Origin of the sequence: Gluconobacter sp. Gdi, assembly GCF_014132155.1 — a bacterium.
Lineage (GTDB): Bacteria > Pseudomonadota > Alphaproteobacteria > Acetobacterales > Acetobacteraceae > Gluconobacter.
This window is the reverse complement of the sequence record NZ_BLJQ01000005.1, coordinates 91694-112395: the sequence shown is the minus strand read 5'-3', so window position 1 is coordinate 112395 and position 20702 is coordinate 91694. Positions and strand designations below refer to the sequence as shown.

Sequence of the window (20702 nt, the reverse complement as noted above, 5' to 3'; positions counted from 1 at the left end):
CGGATGAAAGGTCTGGGTATTTTCTTCAATGATTGAAGAAGCCTATTACGGTGAGCCAATAGGGCTGGGATCTAGAATTTCGTAACGCCAGACACCATTCCGGCGTTTGGAACGGCAGCACACGTCTTGTACTCTGCTATACCGATTAGAAGGCACTTACGACCGTACTACCTGTGAGGCAGAAGACAGACTCTCTTATGCCTCACAGGTAGTACAGGAGCAATTGGGCCTGTTAGACAGGCCCAATTGTAGAAAGGTATTTACCAGACGGTAAAGCCTGCATCGACGTTAACGATGGCACCGGTCATGAGGCTGGCGGCGTCTGAAGCCAGGAACTGCACGACGGATGCCACTTCATCCGGCTGGCCAACTCGGCCCATTGGGGTTCCGGCGATCCAGGCGTCATAGAGTTCCGGCTTTTCCATGCCGAAACGCGTCAGGGTTGTCTCAATATAAGTCGGGGCCACGGCATTGGCGCGAATGCCATGAGGGGCCCATTCTGCGGCCAGCGAACGAATATACTGATGTACGCCCGCTTTTGACGCGTTGTAGGCAGCCTGCTGCTGGGGGCGATTGACGATCTGGCCGGACATGGAGCCAATCGCAACGATGGCGCCCTTTTTCTGCTCGATCATGATCCGGCCAACAGCCTGACAGCACCGGAACATGCCGTTCAGGTTGATGTCCACCTGTTTGAGCCACTGCCCATCCGTCATATCCTCGGCTTTGACTTCTGAAATACAGATACCGGCACAGGCAACCAGAATATCCAGATGCCCCTCTTTCTCGTGAAGGGTTTTGATTGCGGACTGAACGCTCTCCGTGCTGGTGACATCCATCCGAATGCTATCCACATTCAGGTCCTGCTTGCGCAGATCTTCCGCAGATTGTGCAGCAAGTGTTTCGTCCAGATCTGCGATGATGACGCGCGCGCCTGCTTCTGCCAGAGCCGTGACGCAGGCGAGGCCAATATTCTGTGCACCGCCTGTAACCACTGCGACGCGACCGTCAAGGCGAAGTTTTTCCATGTACATGATGTATATTCCTGGGAAGAAAAATCAGGCGGCAAGGGGATGACGGCGGCAGGCCTCGAACGCCAGGCCATCAGGGGCGAAAAGGTGGCAATGCTGCGGAGGAAGCTTCAGGCTGACCGGCGTGTCGACTTCTAGGGTTGTGAAACCGTCTGTCTGAACAACGATGATCTGCCCGTCGGCACAGTGGACATGAACCAGCGTGATGGCGCCGAGGCGCTCGATAACTTCCACAACCCCACTATCATCACTCGCGGGAGCCAGCTCAACGTGTTCTGGGCGAATACCGACTGTAATCTTGGTTCCGGGCAAAATATCCGGTGGCGAGACCGGGACATGCAGAAGAGTACCGTCCCGGAGCTGAACACTCGATCCGTCCTGCCCGCCATTCTGGAAAATAGCGGAGAAGAAGTTCATGGGAGGTGAGCCGATGAACTTGGCGACAAACAGGTTGCGCGGGTGGTGATAAAGCTCCAGCGGTGAGCCAATCTGTTCCACGACACCTTTCTGAAGAACCACGATCTTGTCCGCCATTGTCATGGCTTCTACCTGATCATGGGTCACATAGATGGTGGTCGCGTTCAGCTTGCGATGGAGGGCCGAAAGCTCCACTCGCATCTGGCCTCGCAGGGCTGCATCCAGGTTTGAGAGAGGCTCGTCAAACAGGAAAACCTTCGGGTTACGCACAATGGCGCGGCCGATAGCAACACGCTGCCGCTGGCCGCCTGAGAGCTGACCCGGCTTGTGATGCAGATAGGGTTCAAGCTGAAGCGTGGCGGCAACATGCTTGATCTTCTCGCTCCGTTCTTTCTCCGGCACCCCAGCAAGTTTGAGGCCAAATTCCATGTTCTTGTAGACGTCCATGTGCGGGTAGAGCGCGTAGGACTGGAACACCATGGCAAGGCCGCGTTTTCCGGGTTCCACGTCGTTGACGCGCTGACCGTCAATCAGAAGGTCTCCGGAAGTGATGTCTTCAAGGCCTGCAATCATACGAAGCAGCGTGGATTTTCCGCAGCCGGACGGACCGACAAACACCACGAATTCACGGTCCTCGATCGACAGCGAAATGCCTTTGATGATTTCTTCCGTAAGATAGGTTTTACGGAGGTTTTTGAGTTCAAGAGTTGCCATGAATCAGGTCCCGTTCCTGAGCGTTTGGGGGACGGAGAAAGCTAGGGTAGCCATCATTTGACGGCTCCAAAGGTGAGGCCACGTACGAGCTGTTTCTGGCTGATCCAGCCCAGAACAAGGATCGGAGCGACTGCGAGTGTGGATGCGGCGGATAGCTTGCCGAAAAACAGTCCTTCCGGTGAGGAGAAGGAAGCAATGAATGCTGTGAGCGGAGCGGCATTGGAGGAGGTAAGATTGAGAGACCAGAAAGCCTCATTCCAACACAGGATCAGCGACAACAGGGCTGTGGAGGCGATCCCTGGCAGGGCAAGGGGAAGCAGGACCATTGTCATTTCCTGCCAGCGTGTTGCCCCATCCATGCGACCAGCCTCAAGAATTGGGGCAGGAACTTCCCGGAAGAAAGTAAACAGCATCCAGACGATGATGGGCAGGTTCGTCAGCATGTTGACGATGGCCAGGCCTGTGCAGGTGTCCAGAAGGTGAGTGCTGCGAGCCAGAAGATAGATTGGTACGAGCACCCCAACAGGAGGCAGCATGCGTGTCGACAACATCCACAGCAACGTCCCGCGTGTGCGCTTTGAGGGCATGAAGGCCATCGAGTATGCCGCCGGAATGGCAAGCAGGAGCGCGCCCACAGTAGCGCCAACCGAGATGATGACGGTGTTGAAGGTGAAGTGCCAGTAACTTGCGCGCTCGAACACTTCCGCGTAGCTGCTGAGGGTCGGCGCGAAGATCAGTTGGGGCGGTGTTGAGACCGCCTGAACTTCGCTCTTGAAGCCCGTCAAAATCATCCAGAAAATGGGAAAGAAGAGCCATAGCGCAATACCCCAGCCCAGACAGGTGACGGCGATTTTTGTACTGCGTTTTGTCTTGATCGCCATCTCACACCTCCAGGTTACGTGCGACAGAGCGCACGAGGAACATCGCAGCGACATTCGCAATAATGATGGCCAGGACACCACCAGCAGAGGCGCCGCCGACATCAAACTGAAGCAATGCGCGGGAGTAGATGAGATACGCCAGGTTGGTGGATGCCACTCCAGGGCCGCCTGCCGTCGTGACGGAGATCTCCGCAAAGATTGTCAGCAGATAAATCGTCTCGATCATCACGACGACGCTGATAGCGCGGCTCAGGTGAGGGAGAATGATATGACGGAACTGAGCGATCGGACCGGCACCATCCATCCGTGCGGCCTCTTTCTGCTCGCTATCCAGTGACTGGACGGCTGTGAGGAGAATGAGGACGGCAAATGGCAACCATTCCCAGCTGACGATCATCATGACTGTCAGGAGCGGGAACCGGGCAAGCCAGTCAATTGGCGTTAAACCGACAGCCCGCATCATGGCGGAATAAACGCCATAGATCGGGTGCAGCATCAGGTTCTTCCACAGCAGGGCAGACACTGTCGGCATGACGAAGAACGGAGAAATGACCAGAACACGCGCAATACCGCGCCCGAAGAACTCCTGATCGTAAAGGATGGCCAGAAGCGTGCCACCTCCTACGCTGATGATCAGGACGCCAACGACCAGAATGACTGTATGCAACAGGGAATACAGAAAATCCGGATCAGTCAGAAGGTACCAGTAGTTGCTGAAGCCAGCGAAGCCGTGAAGCGTCGGGTCAATCAGATTGTAGTTGATCAGCGAGTACCAAAGCGTCATCGCCAGTGGGACGAGGGACCAGACGAGAAGGATCAGAACGGCAGGCGACAGGAGCAGAAGCCCCGTTCGCTTGCCTGTGCGTTCTGATGCCCCTTTTGGGGGGCTATGTTCTAGAACTGCCTGCATGGCACTCTGCCTTACTTGGCGCGGCCAGACTGGCGCAGCGAACGGGTGACAGAAGATTGTGCTGCAGCCAGAGCCTGATCCACGGTCATCTGGCCGGAAAGGGTCGCGGCGACTGTCTGCCCGACCTGAGTACCAACCGCTTGGAATTCAGGAATTCCTACAAACTGCGCTCCGGTATAGGGGCGCGGGTCTGCTGTTTGTCCACTTGGGTCGGCAGTCTTGATCGCGTTCAGAACGAACGACGCAAACGGGGCAGCTTTCTGGTACTCGGAGGCAGCATATGTTGAGGCACGGGTGCCAGCGGGAACTGCAACCCATCCCTTTCGGTCCGCAACCAGCTTCACGTATTCCTTGGAGGTTGCCCATGTGATGAAGGTCTGGGCGTCCGTGCCCTGATGGGAACTGACGGGAACGGCAAGGCTCCAGCTCCACAGCCATGTTGGTCCCTTGCCGTAGGGGCCTTTGGGAGCCGACGCGAAGCCGACTTTGTCGGCTACCTGAGACTGCTTCGGATCGAACAGGAGGCCGCCGGCAACGGTGGAATCAATCCAGATGCCGCAATGTCCACTCGCGAAGAGTGCCAGATTTTCATTGAATCCGTTGGATGTGACGCCCGGTGGGCCGTCTTCCTTCAACGCCGAGACATACCATGTCAGAGCTTTTTTCCATGCGTCTGACGTGAGCATTGGCTTCCAGGACATGTCGAACCACTGGGCACCGTATGTGTTCGCCAGCGACGAGACATAGGCCATGTTCTCACCCCAGCCAGGCTTGCCACGAAGACAGATGCCATAGACCTGTCCTGACTTGTCTGTGATCTTGTCGGCGAACTGCCGGATCTGATCGTAGGTAGGTGCGTCTGGCATCGTCAGACCGGCTTTCTGGAACAGATCCTTGCGGTAGTAGGTCATGACGCTCTCGGCATAGAAGGGGAGAGCGTAAAGCTTGCCGTCTGATGTCAGGGCTTCCCGAACCGATGGCAGCACATCGCTAATGTCGTATGCGGCGTCCGGCTTGATTTCTGTGAGCCAGCCCTGTTTTGCCCAGATGGGCACTTCGTAATTCCCGATCGTCACAACGTCGAACTGACCGGTTTTCATGGCAATGTCGGTTGTGACGCGCTGGCGCAGAACGTTCTCTTCGAGAGTCACCCAGTTGAGATGAATATCGGGATGCGCTTTTTCAAACTCCTGCGACAGCTGACGCATGACGATCATGTCCCCGTTGTTCACGGTTGCGATTGTCAGGGTGCCTGCGGCTTGCGCAGTAGAAAGAACTGAACCGCTCAAGAGAACTGCAAGGGTGCAGGCTGTTTTCAGACGAGACATGGAACTCAGACCTTTGAAAAAAGAGCCGCGAACGGAGTTACGCACGACAGCTTGGGTTTTCGGGAGGCAGATCAGTGAGTGGACGTTATTTCAAAGCATCCTGCATTTTCTGACGCCATGCGAGCTGGCTTTCGAGCATGTCGTGACAGATGGAACGTTTGGCAGCGTGGTAAGTCTTCGTTTTCACATCTGGCAGGATTTCGCTGCCAGCATGGCTCATTTGAGCCATAGCTGCGCGCAGAGTGGCATATTGGCCGCTAGCGACAGCTCCCAGAATGGCCGCCCCGAGAAGAACGGAATCAGGCTCTTTTGGGAGGAGAATACGACAGCCGGTTGCATTTGCATGTTCGCGCAAGAAGATCGGGTTCTTGGTGCTTCCTCCCGTGGCCAGAATTGTGTCGATCCGGTAGCCTTGGGCGTTGAGAGCATCAATGATGTCCTGCGTGCCGTAAGCCAAACCCTGGAGGGTAGCCAGATAGAGCCTGGCGAGATCATCCGGCGTCGCTGACAGGGCGAGGCCGCTGATAACGCCTTTCAGATCCGGGTCTGCATGGGGAGAACGATTACCATGGAAATCTGGTAGTAGGTGAAGATTGGCTGTACTGCTTCCTGGCAGTTTCCGGGCTTCCAGCTCTTCAATCCGGGTATTGAGGAGGGCATAGATATTACTGCCTGATTGCTCAGCCTGCCGCTTGAGCTCAGGCCCCGCCGCATGATGAGAAATCACGAAATCAATCAGCGCTCCGGTTGCTGACTGACCTGCTTCATTCAGCCACATATCCGGGACCATGGCGTTCCAGTAAGGCCCCCATACTCCGGGCACGAAACGGGCCTCCTTTGACGCCGCCATATGGCAGCTGGATGTGCCACAAATTAAAGATATTGAGCGCTCAAGAACGGCATCAGAAATTGTGCCTTCCGCTTCGATACCCAGAATGCCAAGCCCCCCAGCATGAGCATCAATTGCTGAAACACCAACGGGAATACCAACTTCTAACCCTAGCTCCGCCGCGGCCTGAGGGCTCAAACCATCCCCGACGACACCCCCAAGCGGGCGAATATCATTGCCGATCCGGGCGTAGTTGTCAGCCGTGAGGTCTTCCAGACCGATAGCCTTGAAATATGTGTCATCCCATCTGTCTTCATGGGCCAGATAGGTCCATTTGCAAGCTGTTGAGCAGGCTGAACGGGACAGGGATCCGGTTGCGCGCCAGGTCAGGAAGTCGGGGAGGTCAAAGAAATGGCTGGCTCTGGCGAAAATGTCGGGAAGGTTACGTTTCAGCCACAGGAGCTTCGGCGTCTCCATTTCCGGAGAAATTTTTCCCCCGACATAGCGCAGGACATCGTATCCACCGTTATTAATTTCGGCAGTTTCATTCAATGCACGGTGATCGGCCCAAAGAATAATGTCCTGCTCTGGTGCACCTTGCGGGTCCACCGAGAGCGGCTTGCCGTTCCTATCAAGTACGACAAGGGAACAGGTTGCATCAAAGCCGATCCCGATGATGCGGAAAGGTTCAGTGAGTGTCGCGAGCGCAGTGCGGGTGGCTGTACAGACCGCAGCCCAGATATTTTCGGACGACTGCTGTGCAAAATCCGGGGCCGGTGACCACGTTCTGGTTGGCTGCACCGCAGAGGCCATTTTCTGCCCGGTCAGGGTGAAAATGCCAGCGCGTGCACTGCCAGTCCCAACGTCAATTCCAAGAACCAGATCCATACAGCACACCTAAAGCTGACAAACACACATAAAACACGCTGTTGGGTGGGGATAATCCAGAAAGAAGGACCGTCAAATCTCAAAGCGAACATTCTGGAATGTTACGTTCAATAAATCTGAGGTGTGCTTCTTTCGGCAGGAATAACGGCCACACAACAACATATAACGTTATTCATGTTACATATATCATTTTCACTGTCCAGCATACGAGATGGGATTTTCATCAACCAAAGGTCTGTCTCGCAAAAAGATGATGTTTTAACGCTCAGGATCCTCCGGGAACGCCAGGAAAAACCCTGAGCAGACAGATACTAGGATTGAGCCATTGCAGGCACTGGAGCACGTTCTGCAAGCAGGCCTTGTGACTTGAGTTCAGCCCAGAAGTCTTCAGGGATAGGCTGAGCAAACCACTCCAGGTTCTGCTTGAGTTGGGTCACATTTCGAGTGCCCGCGCAAAATGAAGAAATCGAGGGGTGTGCCACCACAAACTGAAGTGCGGCGGCAGGGAGTGAAACGTCATAATCGTCGCAGACTGCCTCGATTTTCTTGACGCGGTCCAGAATGTGTTCGGGTGCAGGGGAATAATTGTACTTCGCGCCCGGAACCGCTCCTGTTGCAAGAATTCCTGAATTGAAACCTCCGCCAACAATAAGGGTGGCGCCTCGCTGTTCACAGAGAGGTAGGAACTCGTTCAGCGCGTCCTGTTCCAGCAAAGTGTATCGACCTGCCAGAAGGAAGCAGTCGAAATCTCGTTGCTGGAGAGCGTTATGGCAGACTTCCCATTCATTCACACCAACACCGACGGCTTTGACGACACCTTCTGATCGAAGTTTTTCCAAAGCGCGCCAACTCCCATCCATTGCCTGCCGAAAGGCTTCAGGTTGATCGGGACCATGCGTAAATCGGTCGATATCGTGGATGAAAGCGACATCGATGTGCTCGAGCGCGAGCCTTTGAAGGGAGTCTTCAAAAGCTCGCATCGTTCCGTCGTAGCTGTAGTCAAAGGTCATTTTGTTGGGGGCTGCATTAACCCACGGAGCAAAGTCAATCTCAGTCCTGCGAGCAGAATGCAGCGTTCGCCCAACTTTTGTCATGACGATGAAATCATCTCTGTTTTTCCAACGGAGGGAGTGCCCGAGCCTGAGCTCTGCCAGCCCATGGCCATACATGGGGGACGTGTCATAAAGGCGAATGCCAGCACTCCAAGCCTGTTGGATCATTTCATCTGCCTCCTGATCTCCAACCTTCTGAAGAAAATTCCCCAGAGGGGCAGTGCCGAAGGCAAAAGCTGTAACGCTAAAGTCTTTTCGTCCGAATTTACGACGCTCTGAAGGGTTCATGGTCGCTCCTCCTGATGGGATGATCGTGCTGTGCGTGGGATCGTGATGGGGAAAGGCCGCTGGTCACAGGAGATCATCAGGGGGCTTCCGAACATCTGCAGTTTACGTTGTGATGAGGGGCTCGTTCGCGTGAGCACAGAAATTTTATTGCCGGGAAGGTTAAACTGTTGGAGTGGTTTTTAATGCTTCGGTTTTTGCTGTTAGCTGGAATGCGGAACTGGCGATTGCTGTTTGGCGCTCTTCCTGCCATTCAGGGCCCATGACGAATAACAGGCACTTTGAGATCTTTCTTGCTGCTCCTCCGGGACTGGAAGAAACCCTTTGCTCCGAAGTCCGGATGAAGGGCTTTCGCCAGCCAAAAGTCGTACCCGGCGGGGTGACACTGCGAGGAGGGTGGCCTGAAGTCTGGCGAGCTAATCTCTGGATCCGGGGAGCTAGTCGGGTACTGGCACGCGTGGCGCAGTTCAAGGCGGAGTATCTGTCTCAACTTGAAAAACGAGCACGGGAGATTAAGTGGTTGGAAGTGCTGCGTCCGGACGTTCCGTTCAAGGTGGACGTCTCCTGTTCGTCTTCACGGATCTATCATAGCGGTGCGGCGGCAGAGCGGATTTCCAAGGTTGTGACGGAAATCTTGGGTGCATCTGCTGATGCTGATGCTGATGTAGTTCTACGTGTCAGAATTGATCAGAATTTCTGTACAGTCAGTGTCGATACGTCGGGGGATCTTCTGCACAGGCGAGGGCATAAAGAGGCGGTCAATCGCGCTCCCATGCGAGAAACCCTGGCTTCGCTTTTCTTGAGGAAATGTGGTTACGACGGTCAGGAAGCAGTGGTGGACCCCATGTGCGGTTCCGGGACCTTCGTGATTGAGGCCGCCGAGATCGCGTCTCGCCTCAATCCTGGGCGCTCAAGACACTTTGCCTTCGAGCAACTCGCGACGTATGACGAAGCTGCGTGGCAGACAATGCGCTCCGTCAAAAGTGAGCGTGCACCCGGTTTCCGCTTTTATGGAAGTGACAGGGATGCCGGTGCGATTGCCATGAGCGAGGCTAATGCTTTGCGGGCTGGGGTTGCGGAGTGCACGGAGTTTCGTCAGGCCACAATCAGTGAAATCAGCCCGCCTGATGGAAGTGCCCCCGGATTGGTTATTCTAAATCCTCCTTATGGGACACGTATCGGCGATAAGGCGAAGTTATCTGCGCTATATCGCGCTCTGGGGCAAAGACTTAAAGAACACTTTAAGGGATGGCGTGTGGGTATTCTAACGACGGAAGTTTCACTGGCCCACGCAACTGGGCTTCCGTTTCTCCCCACCGGGGCTCCAATTCCGCATGGTGGTTTGAAAGTGTTTCTTTTTCAGACAGAGGCGCTCGTGTAATCCTGGAGAAAGTACTCTACCCGTTCAATGAAGAGCGCGGTGAAGGGATTGGAAATCTTTGACCGCGCCACGATTGAGAGGGTCTGGGGTTGGGTCCCGTGCTCGTTGAGAGACAGGAACTTGAGCTTTCCTTCGGCTTTCTCCTGAATGATGTCCAATGGTGTCAGGAAAGTGATATGCCCAGGGGAGAGAGCCATCTGGCGCATTAGCTCAATCGAGTTGGTCTCGATGGCCGGCGTCAAGGTCAGATTTCGAGCTGCATAGAGATCTTCGAGGTGGGGTCGAATAGCCATACTGGCGTCAGCTACGGTTAGTGGCCACGCGTTGCATTCTTCGAGGGTAATGGATTCCTGATGGGCGAGGGGGTGATGGACGCCCATCACCACGCCTAGGGGAACCGTGCGCGACGTCTGCACAACGAGGCTGTTGTCCACGGGAATATCAAACCCGATGCCAATATCGGCCTGCCCATTTTTGACAGTCTCGACGAGATCATGCGTGCCGTAGGTGCTGACATGGATCCGCACGTTTTGATGTGTGTTGTGAAAATCAGCCAGAGCAAGCGGCAAAAAGGTCGAGATGGGACCTACCATCGTAGCGATAGAAAATTCCCCGCGTTTGAGACCTTTCAGATCTTCCAAAACTTGCCGCGTGAGGTTCATGTTTTTGAGCGTCTCGCGGACGTGAGCAAGCAGGATTTCTCCTGCGGCCGTCAAAACCAGTTTGCGGGGAAGTCTCTGGAATATGGGAGTGCCCAGATTATCTTCCAGCGTCAGGATCTGCCGATTAATCGCCGTTGAGGCAACGTTTAGCTGTTCGCCTGCCTTTCGGATGGATCCGCAGCGGGCAACCGTATCCAGATAGATGAGAAGGCGGCTATGGAGCATCGTAGTTTTCGCACCGAAAAGATGCAGACTAAGAACGTTCCGAAGATCTTTCAAGGAAAGATGGAAAACATCTTTAACGCCTCTGATAGCGACAGTTTTCGTAATTGGAAGAGAATGTGTTGCATTAAGAGCACACCCTGGAAGCCGTTCGCCTTATGCTGCCATTATGATTGTGATCAGCACACATCTGATGCGAAAAACAGCGAAAATTTTAGAGCTAAAAATTCCTATAATGGATTGAAATAAAACATATATTTTAAAAATAGAAGAGCAAGGTATGATCTATCGGGGGAATGTTGCAAAACATGTGGAGGCGTGTGTAAAAGACACATCAAATGCTCGGGATCTGCCTTGTGTCCTATTTTTGATGTCGGTGCGAGGCAATTATTCGCCTTCTGAGGTAGCGCTCGATTATGTTACGTTTTCGTTATGGGAAAGGATCTCTTCTGTACAGAGATCAGGTCCTGGCAGGAACGAAAATCGTTTTGCAGCAGGAGAAGCCAAAAGGTTATGTGTCCGTACCGATTTGAAAAACACTCGTCCAGGAAGGCGCTTCTTCTTGTAACGTGTTTGGCTGGCTTTGGTTCGTCGTCTCTTGTTGCTTCCGCGCAGGCAGCTTCGAGTAACGCCGCTGTCCACCATAAAGCTCATGCGCATCACCCGCAGGCTGTGACGGGTCAAAAAGCTGAGATTGCAGCTGTTCCTGCTCATCCAAAAATGCGTCGCCCGGCATCGATCAACTCGACGGGGGATGAACACGTCACAGTGTCCACGTCCCGCCTGGCCAGAAGCCGTGGTGGCGGCATGATGCGTGTCGAGACTGCGCCTTACGCTATCCAGACAATCACGAAGGCATTTATCGAGGCTAAAAGCCCGACAAGCACAGCACTTGATCTTATCAAGAACCTGCCGAGCGTGAACGTTTCGACGCCTGATACGTCTGGTATGCAGGGTGGGCGTATTCAGAGCCGAAGCCTGACCGATGCTGATATGGCTCTTATGGTCGACGGTGCACCTGCAGCCAGTGCGGCTTATATGGCCGAAGACATTGATTCAGAAAATCTGGATAGTGTCAGCCTCACGCCGGGTTCGTCCGCCGTTGATCTGCCCGCCACGTCTGCTGCCGCGGGCGTCATGAACGAAGTATCTCATGATCCGTCGCATACATTCGGCGGCTTGATGGATTTTTCGTACGGCACGAATAACCTGTCTCGCGAATTCATGCGCTTAGAGACCGGTGATATCGGCAAGAGCGGCATTCGTAGCTACCTGTCGTTTTCGAATACACATGCTCGTTCATGGATGGGGGCGGGTATCAACGAGCGCCGTCATCTTGATTTCGGTATTCGCAAGGACTGGGAGAATGGTTCGTTTGCGAAGCTCTTCATGTCTTGGAACTTCGAAGACTTCACAATTGATCGGTATCCCACTGCTGCACAGTTCCACAAGTATAAGGACACAGGTGAGGGATACGGTCGTAAGGCTGGATTTGATGCAACTGGAAACGACTACTGGAAAAACAATATCGATCATTGGAACCAGCTCTTTCTGAGCGCTCCAATTCATATCGTCCTTACAGATAAGCTCCAGTTCGATCTGCGTCCGTATTATAACTGGGGCCAGGGATGGGATGGTTCGTCAGGTGGCTTTGCCAATGGTACAACAACATTTAAGTCTGGTCAGACCATTGCTGCTGGTACGCCGCTAACAAGCTACTTCCAAGAGAATGGAGCTCTTGACGTCGGTGCTACAGCCAAGTTGGGCTATGATATCGACAAGCATAACCATTTTGAGCTCGGGTACTGGTACGAAAACCAGGATTATACTCAGCACTTTCCTGTTAGCGTGACGAAGGCTGATGGTTCCAACCCGAGCCCGAACGATTCAACCTATCAAGTCTATTCTGGTGGTTCCCGCTCGTATTTCGGCAACACCACTGGTTATGAAATTCACTCCCTCTTCCTTCAGGATACAGCGAAATATTTTCATGACCGTCTGCTGGTCAATGGTGGTTTCAAATATGTGATGTCCAATGTCTGGTACACGACATATCCGGCACACAAGCAAATGGGCCAGAACCTGACGGCACCTCTGCCGCACCTGTCCGTCAGTTATCATTTCAACGAGCACCATCAGGTTTACATCAATGCTGAGGGTGACTTCCGTCAGCCTTCTGCATCGGCTCTTGGGAACACTACCCTCACTGGAAAGCTGCCCAAGAACCAGTATTCCATCAAGGAAGAGCTTGGATATCGGTATAATGATAAGTACGTTATCGTTGATCTTGATCTCTTCAACTATAACATTACGAACCGTCTCCTGAGCACGTACCTGGGCAATAATCAGTCGGGTGTAGTTAATGCAGGCAACCAGACTGCGCGTGGTTTTGATGCCATGTTCTCTACGCAGCCGATCTATGGTTTTAGCCCGTATGTTTCGTTCGAATACCTTAACGCGCGAATGGACACGAATATTGCCGCGTCCGATGCAAGTGGAAACCTGACCGCCTTCAGAACAAAGGGCACGCAGGCACCTCTGTCACCGCATGTTATGGCAAACTTCGGCCTGACCTATGTGAATAAAGGCTTCTTCGCTAACGCAACGGTTCATTACACAGGTCCGCAGTCCGTTTCGATTGCAGGCGATCAGCGTATTCCGGGATACGTAACGAACACACTATCTCTGGGTTATCATTTCAAGCCAGTTTGGTATGCAAAGTCTCCTACCATTCGTTTGAACTTCACCAACCTAACAGGTTCGATTGTTCGGACAGGCGTGGTTGGTGTAGGTACCAACGCTTCTGCCGTCCGGCTGATGAATGGGAATCTTTCAGGCGCTGGGTCTAGTGCTCAGTTCTACGTTGAACCGCGTTTCAGCATGACGGGAACGATTTCTACAGGGTTCTGATTTCTCTTCCGGCCTCACAAAGCCCTCAGGACATGATGTTCTGAGGGCTTTTTTTATGGTGATGTCTTTCCAGCAGGTTAAGGAGCGGTTGACGCCGTTCGAATTAAGCTGCAGTCAAATATAATTCTCTTTGCTCTAATTAATCAGAGGGATTGTAAAGCATTTTGAATTGGTGGCTGACGACATAGGCTTAATCTAAGCGTAGGGGCCTTCAATGACGGGCCTGTCATGAAGTTTTGAAGAGAAGAACTACAGACATGTCATCTTCTCTTTCAAAAAATTTAATACGGGTAACCCGCCTTCATAATACTAGAAAAAAGAAATTAAAGTATTCCGTGGATGGATAATTATACTAATTTAATATGAATAGGCGCTAATAATGTCACTGGAATGTATTAATTACATACACTCCAACGACATTTGACATGATCAGCTTTCGGGTGTCTTTAATCCTGAAAGCCGCTCATTTCATGTTTGGCTAGTAAGACGTTTTGTGAGATCTGAGCCTGATGCTACAAATCCATAGCACTGGCGAACGTTATAAACTGTTGCCTCTTGGCAGAACTCAGGAGAGGTCGTTGCGGAGCAATCGTCCAAAAAGATGCAGTCGTATCCGAGGCAGGCTGCATCTGTCAGCGTGCTCAGAACGCACTGATCGCTGTTCACCCCGGAGAAAAGCAATGTGTCCACGCGTAGGTTCTTGAGGATGCCTTCGAGGGGGGTGTCCCAAAATCCACTCATTCGATACTTGGAAACGTGAATATCTTCCGGATACACCGCGAGTTCGTTAACGATCGCAGCATTCCAGCTGCCATCTTCCAGAACTTTGCGATCTGCAGAACCTATAGCCGCTCCGATGCCCTTGTCTTCACCTGCGGGGTCATAAACATGCAGGATAGAAGGAGGAAGGTTGAGCTTATCTGGCCGATTTCCCCAGTTCAGCCAGATTACAGGGACATTATGCTCTCGCAGCGCGGGAAGGAGAGACTGAAGAGGCTTGATCGGACGACGGGCCGCCGTGATATCGACACCAATAGATGCTAACCAGCCATCAGGATGGCAGAAGTCGTTCTGCATATCGATCACGATAATGGCGGTACAAGCGAGATCGAAAGTCAGAGCCTGAGGCTGGGACGGAACGCTGACAGGCCGGGAAGGACGCTCAGGCCGTAAAAGGCTGATGGAAGACGTCGTGGCCCCCCAACTGTTGACGTGTGTACTGCCCAGACGTCTCATTGACTCCCTCCACACAGGACCGCCAAATCCTCCGCATCAAGCTTGACTGGAATTCCGCTGCGGATCAGCTTTCCGAAGTCTTCGTCTGGGGTCATCACTGTCAAAGTATAGAGTTTGTTGCTGCCTGTGTTTTCCAGAACGTGCTCGGATCCCGGCTTGACCAGAAGCGCGTCGCCAGCCTTGAGTTCGCAGCTCTGACCATCACACCAGGCGCGGCCTGTGCCGGACAGAACGAAAAACATTTCGTCCGCATCCGTGTGTGTGTTGGGCGGTGTTGCGCCACCAGGTTCAAAAATTTCGACAACGGCAATAGACGCGTAATCGCCAGCTGTCTTGTCAAACAAAATGGCAAAGTAATTGGTTGAATCCGGAGCAATCCGGAAGGCTTCAACGCTATCAGGGCTGCATTTTGCGAAAGGCATGAGAATTATCTTTCCTGTTTGATCCAAGGAAGAAGAAGGTAGGTTCCGGAGCCGCATTTGAAGTGAACTGTCGTCACCTGTTGTTGGTCCAGAGTGGCGGTAATAGGGCTGGCCCCTGTGCCGGGGTTGATCGGAAACACGGGAAAGCAGGAGAGAGACAGGGACAGCCTCAATCTTTCTCCGGCTTTCAATGTGACGCATGTTCCCCGCAACGGCAGAGATGTCTGACCAGGGGCAGTCAGCGCATATCCTTCTGCGAGAGGGTGTACTTTGCCGTTCTGATCGATACGCGAGACGCAGGCATGAAGGTCAAAACCGGCGTATTCACTTTCGATTTCAAAGCACCCTGTGATCGTTCCTGCGAGCAGCTGATCGAATTCGAGCGGGAGCGTCGTGAATGTCAGGACGTCCGAACGCGCATCGGTGCGGGCGCGATCTACGGGGCCTCCCGGAAACCCGAAGCTTCCACCACACGGACCCGAAGGGCGCCACGGATCGAGAGTAAGGCTCTCTGACGGTGCTGTAGGAGCTGTCGACGCGCTCAGAATGCCATCGCGTGTGTCAATCGCGGAGCGACCCGTCCCAACTGGATAGCTTGGAACTGTCCCTGTCGAGAGTGTCGGGAAGTTCTGCCAGCAACAGGCGCCCATATCGAAAAGGCGTACTGGGTTCGCGTCGGGTATAGGGGCAGCTTTTAGATATTGATCGAAGAATGCGATCTGCTGCTGATCGATGTCTGTAATGGCAGCCTCGCCGACGTCCACATCCCCGATATGTCGATCCCACGGAAAGTGAGACCAAGGGCCAACAATCAAGCGTGTTGGCATGTGGGGGGACAGAGCTCGATATGCTTCCAGCGTGCCAGGCAGGTGGCTGTCGTACCATCCCCCAATCAGTAGAACTGCGGGTGCTAGCTCCGAGATTTCGGTCAACCGCGATGCGGGAGAGATTTTGTCCCAGTAGGCATCTCCCGGAGGTGTCTCTCTCCAGCGGGTATAATGGCTATATTTCGCAAGAAGCGCTTCATGCGCAGGCACTGTGGGTTGTCGCCCATTGAAAGACATGCCCCGACTAGCCGCAAAGAGCGCCTGCTGGGCTTCGTAGTCTCCCTGAAGCCTGGCAGTTTCTGCTGCCAGTTGTGTCGCCCAACCAAGGTTGGCGCGCATCGGGAACGCCCCATTTTCATACGCCCAGTCCTGATCCAGCTGCCAGCCGATCATGGTAGGCGCTACCGCTTTGAGTGCTTCTGGTTTTTCTCCGGCTGCCAGAAGTTGGTTGCTCCCCTGAAAGGAGAAGCCAAACATCCCCACGCGACCATTGCTGCGCGGTAAGGATGCGGCCCAGGCGATCGTATCTGCGCCATCTGTCGCTTCATATTCGAACAGGACAAACTCACCACCAGAATCTCCGCGTCCCCGCACGTCCTGCATAATGACGATATAGCCGTGACTGGCATACCATTCTGGTGGTGCGTAGCAGAGCGACGTACCAATTTTGCGGCCGTAAGCCTGTCGCATCAGAAGAACGGGGAAGGGGCCGTCTCCTTCTGGTTCCCAGATATCAGCAACCAGTGAAACGCCATCCCGCGTTTGCATTGTCTCCGTCCGGCGAGATTTCAGCGCTAACATCAGATTTCAGCTCCCAGAGTTTCGTATGAAGGGGGAGTTGCTTCGAGAATGCGACCGTTTCGGAGAACTGTCCGTCCGGCCTGAGAGCGGCTCATCCATTCATTCATGGAACGAGCTTGAAAGATAATCAGATCCGCTGGTGCACCTTTTTCCAGACGATGGATCCTTCCCATCCAGGATCCCGGACGGCTTGTGACCGATTGCGCCCAAGGACGGTGAGTATGATCCAACTGGCCGATCCTCGTACCGCCTTGAAGAATTTCGTGCATGTCAAAGTCCCCGTAAGCGTAGAAGGGGTCTCGGACATTGTCGCTGGCAAGCATGACTGGAATACCCGCGGCATCGAGTTCCTGCAGTAAGGTTACACCTCTCCATCTTGGTGTACGCCCTGCGGTGCGGTCCTGAAGGTACATGTTGCAAAGTGGGAGACTCACAATGCCAATCCCGGCTTCGCCGAGCAGGGAAATAATGTGCGTCTGTTGCGTCTCGCTTTGAACGCTAAGGCTACAGCAATGGCCGCATAAGATCTTTTGACGAAACCGAAGCTTCAGAGCTGTCTGGGCGATCAGTTCCAGAGCCGTTCCGTCTGTTTCTCCATTCTCATCGACATGAAGATCCAGTTCGAGACCGTATTCTGTGGCCAGTCCAAAGAGAACTTCGAGGGCTTCGGGCATCGTGTTGTGCTTCATCAGGACGGCGCCCAGAACGCCCCCCTCTGTCTCGGCGACATTTCTAACGATGCCGTCCCGGTCTTCACCCATGTAGCGCTCAGGCATGGTCAGGGAGACGCCTTGCAGAGCAACTTTCCCGGACCATTTCTTTTGAAGGCGACGCAGAAGCGGCCAAACGCGGTTCCCGTGCGTTCCGAAGGTGTCTAAGTGCGTTCTTATGGCGCTGGTTCCGTGCGCGTAGGCACAGTTCAGACTGAACTCCATGCGGCGTTCAACGTCTGCGTCCGTCCAATACCCTTCTCGATCCTGAGTTGTGGCTTGCAAGGCCCCCATGAAGGTTCCATCAGGATTGGGTGCGCGCTCCCAGATGAAGGCCTTGTCCAGATGGGTATGAATATCTGCAAAGCATGGCCAGACCATCTGACCTTTCAGATCAATTGCGTCCCCGACGGAAGAAAGATTTCCTGCCGGTAGAATATCTGAGATCTTCCCTTCTGAGAGCGCGATATCGTAGCGCATGGCCTCATCAGTGAATGACGAAGGCCGCAGGCCTGCCGGAATAGTCGCATTCAGGAGGGCGCCTGGGGCGGTGCTAGAAGAAGCAGGAAAAATCATGAGCGATGTCTCAGAGCAAAGCGCTGGAGGCTGGCTGCTGCGGCATACAGGACGAGGCCTGCGACTGTAATAAGGAACAGTGCCGCGAACATCCGGGGAATATCCATCTGAAAGCCGGACTGAAGGATCTGATATGCCAGGCCAGCCGAATTGCCACCGGTTCCGGCAACAAACTCAGCTACAATGGCGCCGACAAGTGAGAGGCCTGTTGCAATGCGTAGGCCTGCCATGAACATGGGAAGAGCACTTGGAATTCGCAGTCGCAGCAGCATTTGAAGGCGGGTGGCTTTGTGCATCTGAAAGTAAGCCGCCAGATCTGGATCTACGCTGCGCAGGCCTTGCAGAGTGTTCGAGATCACAGGGAAGATCGCTACTAATGCTGCGCAGGCAGTTAGGGCGAGGGGAGTATTGTGGATCAGGATGATGATCAGCGGCGCAATGGCTACAATCGGGGTCACCTGCATGATGACCACATAAGGCATCAGGCACCGTTCGATCAGCGGGCTCTGCACCAACAGGAAGGCTATCAGAACACCCCCGAGGACGGCCACAACGAGCGCCGCAAATGTGATTTCCAGAGTGATAAGCAGCGCATGGAGTAATGACACGCCGTCCAGCATCAAAGCACGCCAGATGGCAGACGGAGAGGGCATCAGGTAAGGCGGGATATGCCAGAAGCGACAAATCGCTTCCCATGTTGCCAGAATGATGATTCCGAGAGTAATGGGAGCAAGGAGCGAGAGAGAACGGGATGTCATCATTGCTGCGCCTCCTGACCAATCATGCTGTCCCGACTGGCATCTTCGAGGAGGATCGCCAATTCTTTGCTGATGCCGGCGAACTGATCGGAAAGGCGGAAAGTTTCGTCGCGAACAATGCCACGGTCTATTTCGTATTGAGCATGAATACGCCCAGGGTGAGCCGCCATGACCATTACGCGGCTGGACAGAAATGCAGCCTCATGGAGGGCATGTGTGACGAACAGTGTGGTGAGGCCGTCTTCATAGCAAAGACGGGCCATTTCTTCATCCAAGCGGTTTCTGGTAAATTCGTCCAGTGCACCGAATGGCTCATCCATCAGAAGAAGATCTGGTTCGGTAACGAGTGCACGGGCAATGGAAACGCGCATCTTCATGCCGCCGGAAAGTTGTGCGGGATATTGATCGGCCACGTGACCTAGGCCAACGCGTTCAAGAGCGGCATGGGCACGCTTGTCAGCCGTTGTCCGATCCACTTTTTCCAAATCAAGCGGAAGGCGCACATTTTTCACGATCGTGGCCCATGGCATGAGCGTTGCGTCCTGAAAGACGAACGCCATACGGCGCCCTTTCTGACCTACGTCCCTGAAGCCGCCGCCCCACCAGTTCAGTGTGCCGGCCGACGGGGTATGAAGATTGGCGATGAGCTTGAGGAGCGTACTTTTGCCGCATCCAGATGGCCCAATCAGCGTAACGAAATCTCCTTTCTCCACACTCAGATCGACAGGAGAAAGACCGCGCACGCCGTTGGGGAAAATTTTCTCAACGCTGCTCAGGGAAAGAACGGGACTGCTCATGCGGGGACAGTTGCCAGGCTGTTGTGGACGACATCAAGGGTATACCCATCTTTCCATTTCGGACTGTCTGCAATGAGTTGAGCTGAAAGCTGGATGTCGTGAATGCGCTGCCAGCGCTCATCATTCATTGTCATGATGGGTGCTCCCGGTGCGCCCAGAGCTTTGATGTCGCGGAGTTTCTGACGGGACCACGCGAGTTGGTCCGCGCTCATATCCGGATTAGCTTTACGGATCGCAGCATCCCCCTTGGTGGACTCTCCAAAAATATAGCGTTTCCAGCCTTCGCTGCTGGCCGCGATGAACTTCTGGAGCTCGGGGCCACGTTCTTCGAGGGTCTTGCGGGACACCATCAGCACGTTTCCATAGGCAGCGTAGCCCACGTCATCGAGGAGAAAGAAATTGAATGGAATACCAGCTTTTTTGGCGCCGTAGGGCTCCGAGGAAACAAAGGCCTGCATGGCCATCTGCGGATTGAAAGCGAAGGGCTGGAGATTATAGGTGTAGGGATGGGCCTGGTCTTCCGTGAAGCCATAACGCTTCTTAAGCCACACCCAGAAGCTGGCTCGCCCTTCTGAACTGATCAGAATGGGATGGCCCTTGAGTTGGGCGATGTCGTGAATATCCGGGTGGGTCATCACGCCGCCAACACCTTTCTGGAAAGTCGTAGCGATTGCGACGGCGGGAATGCCCTGCACTGCACAGCGGATGGCTTCTTCACCCTGCATGATGGCGATGTCACATTGTCCCGCCATCAGAAGCTGGGTCATGTTCATCTGGGGGCCACCCATCTGAATTGAAACGTCCAGATTTTGAGCGCTGTACAGTCCGTCTTCGGAGGCCTGGTAGTAGCCTCCGTGCTCTGCCTGAGCATACCAGTTGGTCAGCAGGGTCAGGGGCCTGGATGCCGCTTTTGCTCGCCCAGAGGGTAGGGAAGACACCGCGCCCGCAGCCATGATGCCGCGGAGCATACTGCGTCGATCAAGCCTGTAAGGTGTCATGAGGTGCCTCCCAACGTCCATTTATAATTAGACCGTAACGGTTTTTTTGTCTCCGTGGGAAGAGCTA

The 20702-nt window shown here is 53.9% G+C and carries 17 protein-coding genes; 2 read left to right on the top strand and 15 right to left on the bottom strand.

What is annotated here, in order from left to right; genetic code table 11:
* Positions 1-260: 260 nt before the first annotated feature.
* The 7 genes from JN414_RS10910 to JN414_RS10880 all read right to left on the bottom strand — a co-directional run bounded on the left by JN414_RS10910 (position 261) and on the right by JN414_RS10880 (position 8338).
* Positions 261-1034 carry an SDR family NAD(P)-dependent oxidoreductase gene (locus JN414_RS10910; protein ID WP_046901882.1) on the bottom strand — a complete coding sequence of 258 codons (774 nt, stop codon included), beginning with the start codon at positions 1032-1034 and terminating at the stop codon, positions 261-263.
* Between the two features lie 24 nt (positions 1035-1058).
* Positions 1059-2162 (bottom strand): ABC transporter ATP-binding protein, encoded by a 1104-nt coding sequence (locus JN414_RS10905; protein WP_202207896.1) that lies wholly within the window; start codon positions 2160-2162, stop codon positions 1059-1061.
* 53 nt (positions 2163-2215) lie between these two features.
* Positions 2216-3043: a carbohydrate ABC transporter permease gene (locus tag JN414_RS10900; protein ID WP_202207895.1), complete on the bottom strand. Its 828-nt coding sequence runs from the start codon at positions 3041-3043 to the stop codon at positions 2216-2218.
* Between the two features lies 1 nt (position 3044).
* Complete coding sequence (locus tag JN414_RS10895; RefSeq protein WP_202207894.1) at positions 3045-3953, bottom strand: carbohydrate ABC transporter permease; 909 nt, start codon at positions 3951-3953, stop codon at positions 3045-3047.
* Between the two features lie 11 nt (positions 3954-3964).
* The gene (locus JN414_RS10890) at positions 3965-5281 is read right to left on the bottom strand and encodes a sugar ABC transporter substrate-binding protein (protein WP_202207893.1); all 1317 of its coding nucleotides are present in this window, start codon (positions 5279-5281) and stop codon (positions 3965-3967) included.
* An 85-nt stretch (positions 5282-5366) separates the two neighbouring features.
* Positions 5367-6998 carry an FGGY-family carbohydrate kinase gene (locus JN414_RS10885; protein WP_202207892.1) on the bottom strand — a complete coding sequence of 544 codons (1632 nt, stop codon included), beginning with the start codon at positions 6996-6998 and terminating at the stop codon, positions 5367-5369.
* Positions 6999-7309: 311 nt separating this feature from the next.
* Positions 7310-8338: an aldo/keto reductase gene (locus tag JN414_RS10880; RefSeq protein ID WP_202207891.1), complete on the bottom strand. Its 1029-nt coding sequence runs from the start codon at positions 8336-8338 to the stop codon at positions 7310-7312.
* 259 nt (positions 8339-8597) lie between these two features.
* Between JN414_RS10880 and JN414_RS10875 the strand changes: the two genes are divergently transcribed.
* Positions 8598-9716 carry a class I SAM-dependent RNA methyltransferase gene (locus tag JN414_RS10875; protein ID WP_202207890.1) on the top strand — a complete coding sequence of 373 codons (1119 nt, stop codon included), beginning with the start codon at positions 8598-8600 and terminating at the stop codon, positions 9714-9716.
* On the opposite strand, the gene JN414_RS10870 is transcribed toward JN414_RS10875, so the two are convergent.
* Entirely contained in the window at positions 9695-10603 is a 909-nt protein-coding gene (locus JN414_RS10870) for a LysR family transcriptional regulator (protein ID WP_237390001.1), read from the bottom strand. The genes JN414_RS10875 and JN414_RS10870 overlap by 22 nt on opposite strands.
* A gap of 510 nt (positions 10604-11113) precedes the next feature.
* Here JN414_RS10870 and JN414_RS10865 point away from each other — a divergent pair.
* Positions 11114-13510, top strand: coding sequence for a TonB-dependent receptor (locus JN414_RS10865; RefSeq protein WP_202207889.1), 2397 nt, complete (start codon positions 11114-11116; stop codon positions 13508-13510).
* Between the two features lie 468 nt (positions 13511-13978).
* On the opposite strand, the gene JN414_RS10860 is transcribed toward JN414_RS10865, so the two are convergent.
* The 7 genes from JN414_RS10860 to JN414_RS10830 are packed head-to-tail and all read right to left on the bottom strand — an operon-like array spanning position 13979 to position 20635.
* Positions 13979-14746: a cysteine hydrolase family protein gene (locus tag JN414_RS10860; RefSeq protein ID WP_202207888.1), complete on the bottom strand. Its 768-nt coding sequence runs from the start codon at positions 14744-14746 to the stop codon at positions 13979-13981.
* Positions 14743-15168 (bottom strand): cupin domain-containing protein, encoded by a 426-nt coding sequence (locus JN414_RS10855; RefSeq protein WP_202207887.1) that lies wholly within the window; start codon positions 15166-15168, stop codon positions 14743-14745. The genes JN414_RS10860 and JN414_RS10855 overlap by 4 nt, the downstream gene beginning before the upstream one ends.
* A 5-nt stretch (positions 15169-15173) precedes the next feature.
* Positions 15174-16763 carry a CocE/NonD family hydrolase gene (locus JN414_RS10850; protein WP_237390000.1) on the bottom strand — a complete coding sequence of 530 codons (1590 nt, stop codon included), beginning with the start codon at positions 16761-16763 and terminating at the stop codon, positions 15174-15176.
* A gap of 32 nt (positions 16764-16795) precedes the next feature.
* Entirely contained in the window at positions 16796-18082 is a 1287-nt protein-coding gene (locus JN414_RS10845) for a cytosine deaminase (protein ID WP_202207885.1), read from the bottom strand.
* On the bottom strand, positions 18079-18843 hold the full coding sequence (locus tag JN414_RS10840) for an ABC transporter permease (protein WP_202207884.1): 765 nt from the start codon (positions 18841-18843) through the stop codon (positions 18079-18081). Before JN414_RS10840 ends, JN414_RS10845 begins: the two co-directional genes overlap by 4 nt.
* Positions 18840-19637 (bottom strand): ABC transporter ATP-binding protein, encoded by a 798-nt coding sequence (locus JN414_RS10835; protein ID WP_202207883.1) that lies wholly within the window; start codon positions 19635-19637, stop codon positions 18840-18842. The genes JN414_RS10840 and JN414_RS10835 overlap by 4 nt, the downstream gene beginning before the upstream one ends.
* Complete coding sequence (locus JN414_RS10830; RefSeq protein ID WP_237389999.1) at positions 19634-20635, bottom strand: ABC transporter substrate-binding protein; 1002 nt, start codon at positions 20633-20635, stop codon at positions 19634-19636. Before JN414_RS10830 ends, JN414_RS10835 begins: the two co-directional genes overlap by 4 nt.
* Between the last annotated feature and the right edge of the window lie 67 nt (positions 20636-20702).

Excerpts from the sequence above, each read along its gene's own strand:
- JN414_RS10910 (WP_046901882.1), bottom strand. The coding sequence starts at position 1,034 with ATGTACATGGAAAAACTTCGCCTTGACGGTCGCGTCGCAGTGGTTACA.
- JN414_RS10905 (WP_202207896.1), bottom strand. The coding sequence starts at position 2,162 with ATGGCAACTCTTGAACTCAAAAACCTCCGTAAAACCTATCTTACGGAA.
- JN414_RS10900 (WP_202207895.1), bottom strand. The coding sequence starts at position 3,043 with ATGGCGATCAAGACAAAACGCAGTACAAAAATCGCCGTCACCTGTCTG.
- JN414_RS10895 (WP_202207894.1), bottom strand. The coding sequence starts at position 3,953 with ATGCAGGCAGTTCTAGAACATAGCCCCCCAAAAGGGGCATCAGAACGC.
- JN414_RS10890 (WP_202207893.1), bottom strand. The coding sequence starts at position 5,281 with ATGTCTCGTCTGAAAACAGCCTGCACCCTTGCAGTTCTCTTGAGCGGT.
- JN414_RS10885 (WP_202207892.1), bottom strand. The coding sequence starts at position 6,998 with ATGGATCTGGTTCTTGGAATTGACGTTGGGACTGGCAGTGCACGCGCT.
- JN414_RS10880 (WP_202207891.1), bottom strand. The coding sequence starts at position 8,338 with ATGAACCCTTCAGAGCGTCGTAAATTCGGACGAAAAGACTTTAGCGTT.
- JN414_RS10875 (WP_202207890.1), top strand. The coding sequence starts at position 8,598 with ATGACGAATAACAGGCACTTTGAGATCTTTCTTGCTGCTCCTCCGGGA.
- JN414_RS10870 (WP_237390001.1), bottom strand. The coding sequence starts at position 10,603 with ATGCTCCATAGCCGCCTTCTCATCTATCTGGATACGGTTGCCCGCTGC.
- JN414_RS10865 (WP_202207889.1), top strand. The coding sequence starts at position 11,114 with ATGTGTCCGTACCGATTTGAAAAACACTCGTCCAGGAAGGCGCTTCTT.
- JN414_RS10860 (WP_202207888.1), bottom strand. The coding sequence starts at position 14,746 with ATGAGACGTCTGGGCAGTACACACGTCAACAGTTGGGGGGCCACGACG.
- JN414_RS10855 (WP_202207887.1), bottom strand. The coding sequence starts at position 15,168 with ATGCCTTTCGCAAAATGCAGCCCTGATAGCGTTGAAGCCTTCCGGATT.
- JN414_RS10850 (WP_237390000.1), bottom strand. The coding sequence starts at position 16,763 with ATGCAAACGCGGGATGGCGTTTCACTGGTTGCTGATATCTGGGAACCA.
- JN414_RS10845 (WP_202207885.1), bottom strand. The coding sequence starts at position 18,082 with ATGATTTTTCCTGCTTCTTCTAGCACCGCCCCAGGCGCCCTCCTGAAT.
- JN414_RS10840 (WP_202207884.1), bottom strand. The coding sequence starts at position 18,843 with ATGATGACATCCCGTTCTCTCTCGCTCCTTGCTCCCATTACTCTCGGA.
- JN414_RS10835 (WP_202207883.1), bottom strand. The coding sequence starts at position 19,637 with ATGAGCAGTCCCGTTCTTTCCCTGAGCAGCGTTGAGAAAATTTTCCCC.
- JN414_RS10830 (WP_237389999.1), bottom strand. The coding sequence starts at position 20,635 with ATGACACCTTACAGGCTTGATCGACGCAGTATGCTCCGCGGCATCATG.